The organism is Luteimonas sp. WGS1318 (assembly GCF_043187535.1).
Taxonomy (GTDB): domain Bacteria; phylum Pseudomonadota; class Gammaproteobacteria; order Xanthomonadales; family Xanthomonadaceae; genus Luteimonas.
Genome location: NZ_CP171131.1, coordinates 3,492,290 through 3,508,305 on the forward strand (window position 1 = coordinate 3,492,290; position 16,016 = coordinate 3,508,305).

11 protein-coding genes are annotated in these 16,016 nt (G+C 70.6%); 6 read left to right on the plus strand and 5 right to left on the minus strand.

What is annotated here, in order from left to right:
* Positions 1-3,948 carry a translocation/assembly module TamB domain-containing protein gene (locus ACF3M1_RS15920; protein ID WP_394002283.1) on the plus strand — a complete coding sequence of 1,316 codons (3,948 nt, stop codon included), beginning with the start codon at positions 1-3 and terminating at the stop codon, positions 3,946-3,948.
* Positions 3,949-4,258: 310 nt separating this feature from the next.
* Here ACF3M1_RS15920 and ACF3M1_RS15925 read toward each other — a convergent pair whose 3' ends face one another.
* Positions 4,259-5,578 carry a hypothetical protein gene (locus tag ACF3M1_RS15925; protein ID WP_394002285.1) on the minus strand — a complete coding sequence of 440 codons (1,320 nt, stop codon included), beginning with the start codon at positions 5,576-5,578 and terminating at the stop codon, positions 4,259-4,261.
* Between the two features lie 80 nt (positions 5,579-5,658).
* Between ACF3M1_RS15925 and ACF3M1_RS15930 the strand changes: the two genes are divergently transcribed.
* The 3 genes from ACF3M1_RS15930 to ACF3M1_RS15940 all read left to right on the plus strand — a co-directional run bounded on the left by ACF3M1_RS15930 (position 5,659) and on the right by ACF3M1_RS15940 (position 9,038).
* Complete coding sequence (locus tag ACF3M1_RS15930) at positions 5,659-6,018, plus strand: putative signal transducing protein (protein ID WP_394002286.1); 360 nt, start codon at positions 5,659-5,661, stop codon at positions 6,016-6,018.
* Positions 6,019-6,200: 182 nt separating this feature from the next.
* Positions 6,201-8,558, plus strand: coding sequence for a Tex family protein (locus ACF3M1_RS15935; protein WP_394002288.1), 2,358 nt, complete (start codon positions 6,201-6,203; stop codon positions 8,556-8,558).
* Positions 8,559-8,633: 75 nt separating this feature from the next.
* On the plus strand, positions 8,634-9,038 hold the full coding sequence (locus ACF3M1_RS15940) for a hypothetical protein (RefSeq protein WP_394002290.1): 405 nt from the start codon (positions 8,634-8,636) through the stop codon (positions 9,036-9,038).
* 15 nt (positions 9,039-9,053) lie between these two features.
* On the opposite strand, the gene ACF3M1_RS15945 is transcribed toward ACF3M1_RS15940, so the two are convergent.
* Positions 9,054-9,938 carry a LytTR family DNA-binding domain-containing protein gene (locus ACF3M1_RS15945; protein WP_394002292.1) on the minus strand — a complete coding sequence of 295 codons (885 nt, stop codon included), beginning with the start codon at positions 9,936-9,938 and terminating at the stop codon, positions 9,054-9,056.
* 203 nt (positions 9,939-10,141) lie between these two features.
* On the opposite strand from ACF3M1_RS15945, the gene ACF3M1_RS15950 reads away from it, so the two are divergent.
* Positions 10,142-11,335 carry an acyltransferase family protein gene (locus tag ACF3M1_RS15950; protein WP_394002294.1) on the plus strand — a complete coding sequence of 398 codons (1,194 nt, stop codon included), beginning with the start codon at positions 10,142-10,144 and terminating at the stop codon, positions 11,333-11,335.
* Positions 11,336-11,359: 24 nt separating this feature from the next.
* On the opposite strand, the gene ACF3M1_RS15955 is transcribed toward ACF3M1_RS15950, so the two are convergent.
* The 3 genes from ACF3M1_RS15955 to ACF3M1_RS15965 form a co-directional block, all read right to left on the minus strand.
* Complete coding sequence (locus tag ACF3M1_RS15955; RefSeq protein ID WP_394002296.1) at positions 11,360-11,716, minus strand: hypothetical protein; 357 nt, start codon at positions 11,714-11,716, stop codon at positions 11,360-11,362.
* 203 nt (positions 11,717-11,919) lie between these two features.
* Positions 11,920-13,809 (minus strand): tRNA uridine-5-carboxymethylaminomethyl(34) synthesis enzyme MnmG, encoded by a 1,890-nt coding sequence (gene mnmG / locus ACF3M1_RS15960; RefSeq protein WP_394002298.1) that lies wholly within the window; start codon positions 13,807-13,809, stop codon positions 11,920-11,922.
* Positions 13,810-14,184: 375 nt separating this feature from the next.
* Complete coding sequence (locus ACF3M1_RS15965; protein WP_394002300.1) at positions 14,185-14,874, minus strand: hypothetical protein; 690 nt, start codon at positions 14,872-14,874, stop codon at positions 14,185-14,187.
* A 147-nt stretch (positions 14,875-15,021) separates the two neighbouring features.
* Here ACF3M1_RS15965 and ACF3M1_RS15970 point away from each other — a divergent pair, with 147 nt between their 5' ends.
* On the plus strand, positions 15,022-15,999 hold the full coding sequence (locus ACF3M1_RS15970; protein ID WP_394002302.1) for a pyridoxal-phosphate dependent enzyme: 978 nt from the start codon (positions 15,022-15,024) through the stop codon (positions 15,997-15,999).
* Positions 16,000-16,016: the final 17 nt, after the last annotated feature.

Consider the following 16,016-nt stretch of genomic DNA (forward strand, 5'->3'; position numbering starts at 1 on the left):
ATGGCCTTCCGTCGCCAGCGCCTGCCCAACGACCTGACCCCCGAAGAGCGCGAGGCGCGTATCGCCGAACTGCGTGCGCGCCGTCGCGCGCGCGCGCGAACGCTCGCAATCCGCAGCGCGATCGGCATCGCCGCGTTGATCGTGCTGCTGGTCATCGTCGTGTGGTGGTTGCTGACCACCTTCGGCGGTCGCGATTTTCTGCTCAACCAGGTCGCGTCGCGCCTGCCCGCCGGCACCGAACTGACCTGGCGCGCGGCCGAAGGCCCGGCGTCCGGCCCGCTGACGATGTACGACGTGCGCTACGTGCAGCGCAGCTGCCCTGACGTCGAAGAACAGCCGGTGCCCTACGGGCAGTGCGACGAGCCGCGCGTGCTGGTGTTCGAAGCCGAGCGCGTGACCGTGGATCCGGCGGTGATGCCCCTGATCGGCCGCCGCCTGCGCCTCGACGTGCTCGACATCGACAACGCCGTGCTGTCGATGCCGCCGCCGGTCGACACCCCGTTCGAACTGCCGCGCTGGCCCGAATCGCTGCCGCGGATCGATCTGCCGCTGTCGCTGCAGGCCGACACCATCCGCATCGACGGCTTCCGCGTGGAGCAGGCCGGCGAATCGCTGGTCGACATCCGCAGCGTGCGCGGCGGCTTCGATGCGCAGCAGGGCGCACTCAATCTCACGAACATCGTCGTCGACAGCGACCGCGGACTGTTCACCGCGCACGGCGTCTACGCACCCGACGACGACTACCGCATGGACATCACCGCCAGCGCGCTGATGCTGGCACCGCCGGGACGCACGCGGCCGCGGATCGGTCTGGTCGCGCGCGGTGACCTGTCGCAGCTCGACGTCGCCGTGGTCGGTCACGCGCCGGCGCCGCTGAAGGCGGTACTCACGCTGCGCGGCCGCGAGAACCCCGGTTGGGCGCTGCGCGCCGACACCACGCGCCTCGATCCCGCGCTGCTGACGGGCAGCGGCGATGTCGGAGTGCCGCTGGCATTCGACATCCGCGCCGACGGCGAAGGCGGCGCGGCGGACCTGCAGGGCCATGCGACCTGGGGCGAACCGGACGCGGATCCGATCCGCGTCGTGCTGCAGCCGTCGAAGGTGCGCCTGGAGGACCAGCGCCTGGACCTCGACCCGCTGGTCGTCGACATCTTCGACGGCCGAATCACGCTGCGCGGTTTCGCCGACGTGGCCGAGCCGGGCGATGTGCGCTTCCGCTTTGCGACCAATGCCCGTGGCCTGCAGTTCGGCGCCGATCCCGCTGCCGACGAGCCCGCACCGCCGATCACCGCGGACGCCGATCTCGGCATCGCCGGCAGCACGGCGGCATGGGCGGCGATCGGAACGGCCACCGTGGAGCGCGACGGCCTGCGCGCGAACGTCGATTTCGACGGCCGCGGCGATGCGGAGCGCATGCGTCTGCAGACCGCGCGCGTGACGATGCCGACCGGCACGCTCGATGCCAGCGGCGATGTCGCCTGGGCCCCGGCGCTGCAGTGGAATCTCGATGCGACGCTGGCCGGCTTCGATCCGGGCTATTTCGCCCGCGACTGGAAAGGCGCGATCAACGGCACATTCGCGAGCACCGGCACCACCCGCGACGACGGCGGCCTGGACATCGCGGTGGACGCGAGCGATCTCGGCGGCACGTTGCGCGGTCGCCGGCTCGACGGCCGCGCGACGTTCGCGATGCACGGCCCGGCCACCGATGCCGGCGAGGCCGGCCGCACCGATTTCGAAGCCGAGGTCGCGCTGTCGCTCGGCGACAGCCGTGTCGATGCGAGCGCGACCGTGACCGATCGCCTCGACATCGACGCGACGCTCGCGCCGCTGCAGCTCGCCGATTTCCTGCCCGACACCGGCGGCGTGCTGCGCGGCACCGTGCGCGTGACCGGCGCGCGCACCGCGCCCGACATCGCCGCCGATCTCACCGGCAGCGCGCTGCGTTACGGCGATTACGCCGCCGACAGCGCGCGCATCCAGGGCCGCCTGCCGTGGCGCGGCGACACCGGCTCGCTGGATGTCGTCGCGACCGGCGTCAATGCCGGCATCGCACTCGACGAGGTGCGCCTCGCGGCGCGTGGTGCGATCGAACGACTCCAGCTCGACGCCAGCGCACGTGGCGAGATCGGCACGGTCGATCTGGCAGGCAATGCGGAGAGCCGCAACGGCAACTGGCAGGGCACGCTCGCGAGCCTGCGCCTCGCACCGGCGACCGGTGCCAGCTGGGCGCTGCAGTCGCCGGCGCAGTTCCAGCAGATCGGCACGCGCTACACGCTCGGCGAAAGCTGTTTCGCCTCCAGCGGTGGCGGCTCGCTGTGCGCGAGTGCCGATTGGCCGCGACAAGGCGTGTCGATCACCGGCACCGGCCTGCCGCTCGCGCTCGCCACGCCGTATCTGCCCGAGCAGGACGGCGGCCGCCCGTTCGTGCTGCGCGGCGAGATCGCGCTCGAGGGCAGCGCGCGCCCGGTCGGCAACGGGTTCGTCGGCAGTGCGAGCATCCGCTCGGCCAGCGGCGGCGTGCGCACCTCCGAGCGCGCGCGCAACGACGTGATGACCTACGACGATTTCCGTCTCGACGCCGAGTTCGACGCCAACCGGCTCAGCGCGACGTTGTCGACGACGGTCAACGAGGTCGGCCGCGTGCAGGCCCAGGTGACCAACGGCTGGGATGCGTATGCGCCGCTGTCGGGGTCGCTGGTCGCCAACGTCGAGGACCTCACCTTCGTCGAACTGTTCTCGCCCGACATCGTCGAGCCCAGCGGCCGCCTTACCGCCGACATCACCCTCGGCGGCACGCGCGCGCAGCCGACGATCGGCGGCCAGGCGCGCCTGGCCGAGTTCTCGACCGAGATCCCGTCGCTCGCGATCGCGCTCGAGGACGGCAACATCAACCTCGACGCGCTGCCCGACGGCACCGCGCGCATCGCCGGCAGCGTGCGCTCGGGTGGCGGTACGCTGAACATCGGCGGCGGCATCGGCTGGCAGGGTGAGGGCACGCCGGTCGTGCTCACCATCCGCGGCACCGATGTGCTGGTGTCGGACACCAGCGACATGCACATCATCGCCTCGCCCGATCTGACCGTGCGCTATGCCGCGCTGCAGCCGCTCAACGTCACCGGCAAGGTGTTCGTCGACGTCGCGCTGCTCGACCTGGAAGGCCTGAGTGAGGGCGTGTCGACGTCACCCGACGTCGTGGTGCTGGACCCGGTCGATCCGGACGAGAACGGCGTCGCGTCGGCGCTGGAACTCGACCTCACGCTGACCGTCGGCGAGAACGTCGGCCTGCGCGGCTTCGGTTTCGACGGCCGCATGAAGGGCGAACTGCGCGTACGCGCGGTGCCCGGCCGCGAGATGACCGGCAACGGCCGCCTCGCGGTGGACGGCCGCTACAAGGCCTACGGCCAGGAGCTCCGGGTCACCCGCGGCAACCTGATCTTCAACAACGGCCCCGTCTCGGACCCGATGCTCGACGTGCGCGCCGAGCGCCGCATCGACGCCGAGGACATCACCGCCGGCATCGACGTCAGCGGCCGCGCCTCGGCCCCACAGGTCAATGTGTGGACCAATCCGTCGAGCGATGCATCGCAGGCGCTGTCGTATCTCGCGTTGGGCCGGTCGGCCTCGAGCCTGACCAGCGACGAAGGCCAGCAGATCGACGCCGCCGCGGCCGCGCTCAACGCCGGCGGCAATCTGGTCGCCGGCCAGCTCGGCAGCCGCATCGGTCTCGACAATGCCGGCATCAGCCAGTCGCGCGCGCTCGGCGGCAGCGTGCTCGGCTTCGGAAAGCAGCTCTCGCCCCGCCTCTACGTCGGCTTCGGCGTGTCGCTGCTGGGCACCGGCCAGGTGCTGACGCTGAAATACCTGCTGCGCGCGGGCTTCGACGTGGAGATCGAGTCGAGCACGCTGGAGAACCGCGGGTCGGTGAACTGGCGGCACGAGCGCTGAGGGGGGCTGACAGACGTCAGCCTCTGCCTTGAGCTCCAGCACCACTGCTTGCGCACCGTTGACGCTTACGGAGCCTCCTCCCTGATCGCGAAAACGACTCGTGAGACGTCGCACTGCCCGAGCACGCACGCGAACTGCATCGCGGGACCTGCGGCGGCTTCACCTGCGACCGGTGGCGACTGAACGCGCTCATGTGGCGCGACATTCGCAAAGCAGCGATTCCACGCTTCATCGCGGCCGCTGTCATCGCAGTCGTTGTGCTGCGATGCGTCTCAAGTGCCGCGCCGTTCCGCAGCACCCTCCGTAGACGTCACCGCACCAGCCGCATCCCCTGCAGCTGCGGTGCGCCGTCGATGACATCCGTCCACACCACATAGGCGTCGCGTCCCACGAGCTGGAGCTGCGGGAAGCCGGTCGCGCGGCCGCGGCCTTCGAGGCGGGCGAGCTCGACGCGCTCGTACTCGGTGGCGAGATCGGCGCTGCGCCGCGACAGCCACAGCGATTGCGCGCCCTCGCCATCCTCTCGCAGCCACACGGCCCAGGCCTGGGCAGCGTCCAGCGCGACCGCGATGCGACCCTGCACCTCGGCGCCGCTGTCGAGTTCTACCGGCGCGCCGAAGCTGTCGCCGGCATCGTCGCTGCGCGCGAGGCGCACACGTGATGCACCGTCGGGCGCGGTGTACCAGCCGACCACGAGGGCATCGCCCTGGGCCGCGACCGACGGCCCGTTGACCGGACAGGCCGGCATCACCCAGGCGTCGGCATGCACCGCGCGCGGCGTGCTCCACGCGCTGCCGTCGAAGCGGGTGGCGAGGATGTCGCGCACTTCGCCCTCGGTGCGGCCGCGGTAGACGACGACGGGCCCGCGGCTGGTCACGGCGGCCGCGGTCTGGCAGCAATCGCAGACGCTGGCGTCGATCTCCTGTTCGGCGGTCTTGCGCATCGCCGCGTCGAACGTCGCTGCGCGCAGCGTCATCGGTCGGGCGCCGGTCTGGGTGTCGTGGCCGGCGCCGGCCTCGTGGCCCTCGTGGCTCGGCGCGCCCGTGTTGCGGCCGTCGAGCCAGGCCAGGCCGATGCCGTCGCCCTGCGGCCACATGGAGACGAAGCCGTGCTCGGTCTGGGTGCCGTCGTCGTGCGGCACCAGCGGCGTGCCCCAGTTCGAGCCGCCGTCGCGCGAGCGCGCCAGCACCACGTCGTAGGCGTACTTGCCCTCGCCGCTGCGCTGCAGCCAGTGCGCCCACAAGGCGCCATCGGCGGTGGGCTGCACGTGCGGCGTGTCGGCCCAGTTGACGAACATGCGGTTGCCGATCGCGATCGTCGCCGGCGCGCTGCGCCAGGCCTGGGTGGCGGGATCGAAGCGCGAGAACTGGAACACGTGGCGGCGGCCCTCGCGCGAATTGACCCAGCTCAGCACCAGCTGGCCATCGGGACCGGCGACGAGATCCGGCGCCGAGGAGCCGGGGCCGGTCGCCGGCAGCGGCCACGCGACCCGTTCGCTCGGCGCCTCGGGCGCGAGCACGGGGCCCGCGGCGACAGGTGCGGACTCGCCGCCGCCGCACGCGGCGAGGGCCAGGGCGAGCAACGAACCTGCGGCCAGGCCGCGATGCAGTGAGGGCGAGCGACGGAACATGCGGACACCTGACGTGACGTGCGATTCAGGGCCCAAGGTTACCCTGTCGCCCGTCGTCGTCTCCTGCGTCCATCCGTCGCATGCACGTCATCGTCGCCCGCTACACCGACCCGCTCGAAGCCCAGATCGCCAGCGGCCTGCTGCAGGCCGAAGGCATCGACGTGCACGTGGGGGATGCGCACACGGCGCTGGCGAACTGGGAGTGGCGGCTGGCGATCGGCGGCGTGAAGCTGCACGTGCCCGGCGACCAGCTGGCCCACGCGCAGGATGTGATCCGTCGCCTCGATGCCGGGGAGTTCGCACTCGCCCCCGACGACGACCCCGAGGCGGCCGACGATGCCGACGCGACGCCCGATCGCGAAAGCCCGTCGAGCCGGCTGGCGTGGATCGCCTGGGCGCTGCTGGCGATCCCGCTGCCCTGGCGACGCCGTCGCCGCTGAACCGGCGTGCGTGTCGGCAGCCCGTGGCCGGGCGTGCGGTCGACTGACGGCAATGCCGCATCACGCGCGCCTGCGCCTGCGACACGGGCTACGTTCCCCGGCGTTGTCAACGGGTACCGCTGTCCGGACGCCGCGGCGACAATCCGCATGCGGCGCCGCTGCCGCGAGCCCGTGTGGAACCCATGTCCAAGCCTGATGCCGCCCTCGCCCGTCGAATCGCCGACACCATCGCCGCCGAGATCGGCGCGCAGCCCGCGCAGGCCATCGCCGCGATCGCGCTGCTGGACGAAGGTGCGACCGTGCCCTTCATCGCACGCTATCGCAAGGAAGTCACCGGCGGGCTCGACGACACCCAGCTGCGCGATCTCGAAACGCGCCTGTCCTACCTGCGTGAACTCGAAGACCGCCGCGCGGCGATCCTGGCCAGCATCGATGAGCAGGGCAAGCTCACGCCCGAACTGCGTGCCGACATCGAAGCCGCCGACAGCAAGGCGCGGCTGGAAGATCTGTATCTGCCCTACAAGCAGAAGCGCCGCACGCGCGCGCAGATCGCCCGCGAGGCCGGACTGGAGCCGCTGGCCGACGGCCTGCTGGCCGATCCGACCCGCGTGCCCGAGACCTTCGCCGCGGATTTCGTCGATGCCGACAAGGGCGTCGCCGATGCCAAGGCCGCGCTGGAAGGCGCGCGCGCGATCCTGATGGAGCGCTGGGGCGAGGACGCGACCCTGCTCGGCGAGCTGCGTGACTGGCTGGACGCCAACGGCGTGATCCGCGCCAAAGTCGCCGCGGGCAAGGAAGCCGCGGGCGAGAAGTTCCGCGATTACTTCGACCACGCCGAAGCCCTGGCGAAGATTCCCTCGCACCGCCTGCTCGCGCTGTTCCGCGGCCGGCGCGAAGAGTTCCTGACGCTCGAGCTCGAACCCGGCACCGATCCCGAGCAGGGCAACGCGTATGCCGAAGGCCGCATCGCGCGCCATGCCGGCATCGCCGCGCAGAGTCGCAATGCCGATGCGTGGCTGCTCAACGCCTGCCGCCTCGCATGGCGCGCGAAGATCCATCTGCACCTGATGATCGATCTGTTCGGCAAGGCGCGCGAGAAGGCCGAGGCCGAAGCGATCAACGTCTTCGGCGACAACCTGAAAGATCTGCTGCTCGCGGCGCCTGCGGGGCCGAAGACCGTGCTCGGTCTCGATCCCGGCATCCGCACCGGCTGCAAGATCGCGGTGGTCGATGCGACCGGCAAGCTCGTCGCCACCGACACGATCTATCCGCACGAGCCGCGCAAGCAGTGGGACCAGTCGGTGCATACGCTGCGCACGCTGTGCGCGGAACACGGCGTGCAGTTGATCGCGATCGGCAACGGCACCGCCTCGCGCGAGACCGATCGTCTCGCCGCCGACGTCATCAAGCTTTCGCCGGAACTCAAGCTGCAGAAGATCGTCGTCAGCGAAGCCGGCGCGTCGGTATATTCGGCGTCCGAAACGGCGGCCAAGGAGTTCCCCAACCTCGACGTGTCGATCCGCGGCGCGGTGTCGATCGCGCGGCGTCTGCAGGATCCGCTGGCCGAGCTGGTCAAGATCGAACCCAAGGCGATCGGCGTCGGCCAGTACCAGCACGACGTCGACCAGTACCGGCTCGCGCGGACGCTGGATGCGCGCGTGGAGGACTGCGTCAACGCGGTCGGCGTGCACGTCAATACGGCGTCGAGTGCGCTGCTCGCGCGCGTGGCCGGCCTGTCGAGCGGCGTGGCCGAGAACATCGTCGTGCACCGCGATGCGAACGGGCCGTTCAAGCGTCGCAAGGATCTGTTGAAGGTGCCGCGTCTGGGCGAGAAGACCTTCGAGCAGTGCGCGGGCTTCCTGCGGATTGCCGACGGCGACGAGCCGCTGGATGCGTCGTCTGTGCACCCTGAGGCCTACCCGGTGGTCGAGCGCATCGCCGGCAGCAGCGGCCGCGACGTGAAGCAGATCATCGGCGACGGCGCGTTCGTGCGCGCGCTCAAGGCGGAACAGTTCACCGACGAACAGTTCGGCGTGCCGACGGTGCGCGACATCCTGAAAGAACTCGAGAAGCCGGGCCGCGATCCGCGTCCGGAGTTCAAGGCCGCGCAGTTCGCCGACGGCGTCGAGGACATCAAGGACCTGCAGGTCGGCATGATTCTCGAAGGCGTGGTCAGCAACGTCGCCGCGTTCGGTGCGTTCGTCGACATCGGCGTGCACCAGGACGGCCTCGTGCACATCTCGGCGCTGTCGGACACCTTCGTCAAGGATCCGCGCGACGTGGTCAAGGCCGGCGACATCGTCAAGGTCAAGGTGCTGGAGGTGGACGTCCTGCGCAAACGCATCGCGCTGACGCGGCGGCTCGACGATGTGCCGGGCGAGAAGCCCGCACGCGAATCGCGCGAGGATCGCAATACGCCGCGTGGTCCGGGCGGTCCGCGCGGCGGTCGTCCCGCGGGAGGTGGCGTCAAGCCCGCGACTTCCACGCCGCCGGCGAACAACGCGCTGGCGGACGCGTTCGCACGCGCCCGCGGACGCTGACCCCAAGGGATCGCGGCAGGTGCTGCGGCTTGGCGTGAGTCGCACAATGGCGGCATCCCCATCCGGTCCATCGCGATGCTGACCCTCATCATGCTCCACCGCCGCCTGCGCACGATCGCCGTTCTCGCGATCCTGATCAGCGTCGCCACCTGGGCGCTTGATCTCACAGGGGTGGTCTACGCCTGTCCGTTCTGCCGTGCCCAGCGCAGCGTGATCGGCCTGCTCGGCCTGCTGATGCTGTGGCCGGACCCGCGCGGCTGGGCGATCCGGTGGCTGGCCAGCGTGCTCGGTGTGTTCGGCGCGGTGGTGGCCGCCACCCAGCATTTCGCCGGCTGGCGCCGGATCGGTGCCGGCACGTTCCGCTTCGCCGATCCCTGGCCGGTGGATCCGTTCCTGCTGTCAGGGGCGGCGCTGTTCGCGATCGTCGGGCTGGTGTTGCTGTTGTGGTCCTGGCAGCCCGCGCCGCGCGACGCACGCTGACACAGGGCCCGCGGGTCAGCGTAGCGCGCCGGCGCCCGCCGCTTTCAACCGCTCGCGATGCCGCCGGCTGCACGGCACGACGGTGCCGTCGTGCAGGTGGATGCGGGCATCGCCGCTGTCGAGCGGTTCGATCGACGCGATGCGGGTGATGTTGACCAGATGGCTGCGGTGCACGCGCACGAAGCGCGCGGGATCGAGTCGCGATTCGAGCTCGGCCAGCGTGCTGCGCAGCGGATAGACCTTGCCGCGCACGTGCAGGTTGGCGTAGTTCCCCGCGGCCTGGACCCATTCGATATCGTCGGCGGCCACCAGGAATTCGCGTCCGAGCTTGCGGACCAGAAAACGGGACGGCCGCTCGACCGGTTCCACCGGCGCGCTGTCGTCGTCGGGCGCGGCCAGCAGCGAGGCCTCGCCCTGCAGGCGCCGTACCAGCGCGCGGTAGACATGCAGCAGCACGACGAGGCCGAGAAAGGTGCGGGCATCCTTGATGTACTCGTAGCCCAGCGCCCAGTCGAACGCGTAGACCTCGCCGTGCCAGGCGTAGACGAGCTTGCGCATCGCCAGCATCAGCGCCATATGCAGCATCGACCAGACCACGCTGGCCACGACGTACAGCGGCAACCGCCGCGTCCAGGTGTCGAGATGCACCGGCCAGCGCGCGGTGAACCAGACCAGCAGCGGCGCCAGCGCCAGCACCGACAGCGCGCTGCTGACTTCCCAGCTCGCAACCTGCCAGGGCGCGTAGTCGAGGCCCGCACGCGCAACGTCGATCCGCGCAGTGGCGGTGTTGCCGATCGCGGCGAGCAGGCAGCTGACGAGCCAGTAACCGACCTCGACCGGACGACGGATACGGAGATAACGCTCTGCGCCTAGGTGCGGCGCTGCGGGACGATCGGACATGCCCGCATTCTAGGCAGTGGGCGCGGCTCGGCCTGTCCCATTCGTCCCTGCCGCCCCGCGGTTCGTCACCGCAACCGCGCCACGAAGCCCCGGACGGCCCCACGTGTCGGCGACAGAGCGCATCGTGGCGCCCTCGTCCCGATCGCAGGCTTCCATGGATCGCCGCCACGACATCGACGCCCTGCGCGTGTTCGCCTTCGCTTTTGCTGATCCTCTATCACGTGGGCATGGTCTACGTGGTCGACTGGGGCTTCCACATCAAGAGTCCGACCTTGCTCGGCTGGATCGAGTGGCCGATGGTGCTGGTCAACCGCTGGCGGATGTCGCTGCTGTTCCTGCTGTCGGGAATTGCGCTCGGACTGGTGCTCGGCCGGCGCTCGCCGGGACAGCTCGTCGGCCTCCGCAGCGGGCGCCTGCTGCTGCCGCTGGCGTTCGGCATCGTCGCGATCGTGCCGGTGCAGGCCTACTGCGAGGCGCGCATGCTCGGCACCATCGAGCCGGGGTTCGTCGCCTTCCTGCTGCGCTATCTGCAACTGCGGCCGTGGCCGGCCGGCACGTTCACCGGCGGCGAGTACGGCTTCACCTGGAACCATCTCTGGTATCTGGCTTACCTGTGGGTCTACACGCTGGGGGTACTGGCCGCGCTGCCGCTGCTGCGCGCGTTCGGCGGCACGCGGCTGGCCGACTGGTTGACTGCACGCGGACGCTGGCTGCTGTGGACGCTGCCGCCGCTGTGGCTGCTCGTCGCCCTGCTCGTTCTCGCGCCGCGGTATCCGTCCACGCACGCCGTGGCCGGCGACTGGTTCAACCATGCGAAATACCTGCCGGCCTTCGCATTCGGCGTGCTGATCGCCCGGCGCGCCGCGATGTGGACCGCGCTGGATGCGCACCGCTGGACGCTGACCGGACTCGCGCTGCTCGGTGCGACCGTCTACATGACGCTGCGCGTGATCGGCCGCCTGCTCGACACCGGGGCGATGTCGCCCGCGGGCCTGGACGCATGGATGCCGCTGTCGGCATGGAAGCTCATATCGGTGGGCGCGCACGCGCTGTACGCGTGGACCGCACTGCTCGCCTTGCTCGCCTGGGGCGCGCGGCTCTTGAACCGGCCGTGGCCGGGGCTGCGCTACGCCAGCGAAGCGGTGTATCCCTGGTACATCCTGCACCAGAGCCTGATCGTGCTGGCCGCGTATTGGCTGATTCCGCTGCGCCTGGGGCCGCTGTGGGAGCCGCTGCTGGTGCTCGCGATCACCATCGCCGGCTGTCTGCTGATCCACGAGCTGCTGATCCGCCGTATCCGCTGGCTGCGACCGCTGTTCGGACTGCCGATGCGTGCGCGCCTGGATCGCCCCGCACGTCTCGGCGATGCCGACGCAGCACGGGCGCGGAGCGTCTGAGCAGGCGCGCGGCGCGCGCCGCGCTCAGCGGGTGCGCATGCGCCGCCGCGCCCACGCGGCGCCGGCGGAGATCAGCGCAGCCGGAATCGACAGCACCGCCGCATAGAGCACGCCGGCCATCAGCAGTGGCCCTGCACCCGACACGGCGACCACCACCGGCACCTGGGCGAACACGACGATCAGGCCCCAGAGCCAGGCACGTGTCGGCATTGCGAAGCCAAGCAGGGCCGAGACCAGCAACGCGCCCGGATAGGCCAGTGTCCAGTACGCGGGTGCATCCCAGGGTTCGCCACCGCCCGCCATCCCGGACGCGACAGCCCAGTACGCGATACCGATGACGGCGGCGATGCATGCACCGAAGGCCACGGATCTGTTCGTCATCTCGGTCGTCCTGCGCGGTCGTCGCGCGTAACAGAGCACAGCCACACGGAACACCGGATGATCGGGACGCGTGCGTGGAGGTCGACGCCGTCGTGTTTCGAAGCGCGTGTGCGCTGGCCGACAAACCGATGTGATGCGCAACGCGCGATGTTGCGTCACGCACACGCCGCCGGCGGCCCGAGGGACGCGGCCGCCGCGCGCCGTCAGGCCGCGCGCGTGCGTCGTGCGCGTTCCAGATGTACCAGCAGCAGCGAGATCGCGGCGGGCGTCATGCCGGGAATGCGTTGCGCCTGACCGACGGTCAGCGGTCGCACCTGGGTCAGCTTCTGCGCGAGTTCGGCGGAGAGGCCGCGCACCTGCGCATAGTCGAAATCCTGCGCGATCGCGGTGGTTTCCTGGCGCTGCTGGCGCTCGATCTCGACGCGTTGGCGTTCGAGATAACCGGAATACTTGGCTTCGATCTCGACCTGCTCGGCGACATCGGCCGCGTCGACGCCGGGGCCGATCGCCTCGACGCGCATCAGATCGGCGTAGCCGAGCTCGGGACGACGCAGCAGATCGATGCCGCTGCTCTCCCGGCGCAGTTCGATGCCAAGCGTCGCGACCGTATCGCGGCCGATCGCATTCTGCGGCGACGCCCACAGGCCGCGCAGGCGCGAGGTCTCGCGCTCGACCGCTTCGCGCTTGGCATCGAAGCGTGCCCAGTGCGTGTCGTCGACGAGACCGAGACTGCGGCCCGCTTCGGTCAGGCGCAGATCCGCGTTGTCCTCGCGCAGCTGCAGCCGGTATTCGGCGCGGCTGGTGAACATGCGGTAGGGCTCCTTGGTGCCGTGCGTGATCAGGTCGTCGACCAGCACGCCGATGTAGGCCTGGTCGCGGCGCGGGCTCCAGGCATCGAGACCGCGCACCTGGCGTGCGGCGTTGACGCCGGCGAGCAGGCCCTGCGCGGCGGCTTCCTCGTAGCCGGTGGTGCCGTTGATCTGGCCGGCGAAATACAGGCCCGCGACAGCGCGCGTCTCCAGCGTGTGCTTGAGCCCGCGCGGATCGAAGAAGTCGTATTCGATCGCGTAGCCGGCGCGGGTGATGTGTGCATTCTCGAAGCCGACGATGCTGCGCACGAGTTCGAGCTGCACGTCGAACGGCAGCGAAGTCGAGATGCCGTTGGGATAGATCTCGGCGACATCCAGACCTTCGGGCTCGACGAAGATCTGGTGGCTGTCCTTGTCGGCGAAGCGCACCACCTTGTCCTCGATCGACGGGCAGTAACGCGGGCCGATGCCTTCGATCTGGCCCGAGTACATCGGCGAACGGTGCAGCGCGCCGCGGATGATCTCGTGCGTGCGTTCGGTGGTGCGCGTGATCCAGCACGGCACCTGACGCGGATGGTCGTCGCGGCTGCCCATGAAGGAGAAGACGGGGCGCGGATCGTCGCCCGGCTGGATGGTCATTGCGGCGTAGTCGAGCGTGCGGCCGTCGATACGCGGCGGCGTACCGGTCTTGAGGCGATCGACGACGAACGGGCGTTCGCGCAGACGCGCGGCAAGCGTGGCTGCGGGCGGATCGCCCGCGCGGCCGCCGGCCGATTGCGCCTCGCCGATGTGGATGCGCCCGGCGAGAAACGTACCCGCGGTCAGCACCACGGCCGGCGCATCGAAGCGCAGGCCGGTCTGGGTGATCGCGCCGCGCACGGCGTCGCCTTCAATGACCAGATCGTCCACCGCGGACTGGAAGATCGTCAGGTTCGGCTGCGCCTCGACGGCGCGGCGCACGAACGCGCGATAGAGATTACGGTCGGCCTGGCAGCGCGTCGCGCGCACGGCCGGGCCCTTGGAGGCATTGAGCCTGCGCCACTGGATGCCGGCGGCGTCCGCCGCGCGTGCCATCACACCGCCCAGCGCATCGATCTCGCGCACCAGATGGCCCTTGCCGATGCCGCCGATCGCCGGATTGCAGCTCATCACGCCGATGGTTTCGACGTTGTGGGTGAGCAGCAGCGTGCGCGCACCAGCGCGCGCGGACGCAAGCGCGGCTTCGGTGCCGGCATGGCCGCCGCCGACGACGATGACGTCGTAGCTGTGGAAATCGTTGGGCATCAGCGGATTATCGCGCGGATTGGAGCGGCGGGCAGAGCGACACGCCAAGGTTGGCATGGTTTCTGCGTACCTCCTGACTGCACCCGGGACGGCGAGCGTCTGAAAGGGGGGCGCGGCTGGAGATTGGAACAGGGCCGGCCAAGCACAACCCGGGGAAGCGCGGGGCCGGATGTCGGGGGACATCCGGCCCCATTTTTTTGGCTCGACGCCGGCCCGGAGGGCCTGAAACGAAGAGCCGACACCCGGCGGAGGCGGAACAGGGGGGATCCGGTGATCCCCCGCCGGGCATCGACAAGCAAGTGACCTTTTGGTCGTAAACCGACGCAATCGGTCAGGCGCGGCCAGCTTGGCGCGCCACTCCGGGCAGTGCAAGCCTTATTCGGGCTGGGCTTCGCGACGTGTGACCGATTGCCTCATTTCACGGCGTGGCGTCACGGGACGGCTCTCGCCTCGCGGCGCGGGCCGCGCGCTCGGTGTCGCCTGCGGCGGGCGCGGACGCGACGTGCCTTCCGAGCGGCTCGGGCGCTGTCCGCCCGGTCGCACGCTTCCTTCCGGGCGCGGCGGCCGGTTGCCCCAACCACCACCCGGCCGACCGGGCCGGTCGGCATCGGGCGGACGCTGGGGCCGGTCGGGACGGCCACTGCCGGGCCGCCCATCCCAGGACCCGCCAGGCCGGCCGGGCCGGCCACTGTCGGGACGATCCGGACGACCACCGCTCCAGCCCGGACGATCCGGACGCGCAGGCCCGTGGCCCTGACCGGGACGATGCGGCGGCCGGTGGCCGGGCCGTCCCGGAACCACCGGCTGCACGATGACGGTCGGCGGCCGGTAGTAGCCATACGGCGCGCGGTTCCAGACGCCGTAGCCATAGGGCGAGGCGTAGCCAGCCCCGCCGTACAGCCCACCGTAGCGGCTATAGCCGACGCTGCCGTACGGCGCGCCGTAGCTGCGGTATACCGTGCCCGGCGAGCCGTAGTAGTAATCGCCGCTGCCGCCGCGATAGCCGTAGCTCGCACAGCCGGCCAACGCGGCGCAGGCGAGCAGGATCAAAGCCTTGCGGATCATGGCGGTCCACCCCTTCCGATCGGATACCCAGCTTCGGCCCGGCGTATTGAATCCGCCCTTAAGCCGGCCGCCGGGCCTGAACGCCGTCCCTGGCGATGCGCGTCCGCGATGCGTGAAAGCCGGCGGAGCGTCCGTTACGCTTGGCGGATGTCCGACGCCCTCCCCCAGCCCGACGACGTGCTTGCGGCGAGCGCCCGTATTGCCTCGCTGATCCACGTCACGCCGGTGCTCCGAAGCCGCTCGATCGACACCCTGGCCGGCTGTTCGCTGCAGTTCAAAGCCGAACACCTGCAACGCGGCGGCGCATTCAAGTTCCGCGGGGCGAGCAACGCGGTGGCGACTCTTGATGCCAACAGCGCGCGTCGGGGCGTGGTGACGCACTCCTCGGGCAACCACGGCGCCGCGCTCGCGCTGGCCGCGCATCTGCGCAGGATTCCCTGTCATGTGGTGGTGCCGCAGGGTGCGATCGCGACCAAACTCGCGGCCATCGCCTCCTACGGCGCGGTGCTGCATCGCTGCGCGGCCACCCTCGCCGCGCGCGAGGCCATGTGCGAGCAGGTCAGACGGGCGACCGGCGCCTGCCTCGTGCATCCTTACACGCATCCCGACGTGATCGCGGGCCAGGGCACCGCGGCGCTGGAACTGCTGCAGGCGGCCGGTCCACTGGACGACATCGTCGTGCCGGTCGGTGGCGGCGGACTCGCCGCCGGGACCGCGCTCGCGCTGCAGGCGCATGCGCCCGCGACGCGTCTGGTGCTGGCCGAGCCGTGCGGCGCCGACGACACGCTGCGCTCGCTGCAGGCGGGCCGACGCGTCGACGACCTGACCCCCGCGACGGTCTGCGACGGCCTGCGCGGCCTGCTGGGCCAGCCCAATTTCGACATTCTGTCGCGCCATCGCAGCGGCACCGACGCGGTGCCGGTGGAGGTCATCGCGGTCGACGATGCCGCGACGATCGCCGCCCAGCGTCTGCTCGCGGTACGCACCAAGCAGCTGGTGGAGCCGTCGTCGGCGATCGCACTGGCGGCCGTGCTCGCCACGCCTGCGCGCTTCGCGGGGCGACGGGTCGGCATCGTGCTGAGCGGGGGCAATGTCGACCCCGATCACCTCCCGTGGTGCGCGTGAGCGGCCGGACGCCCGAC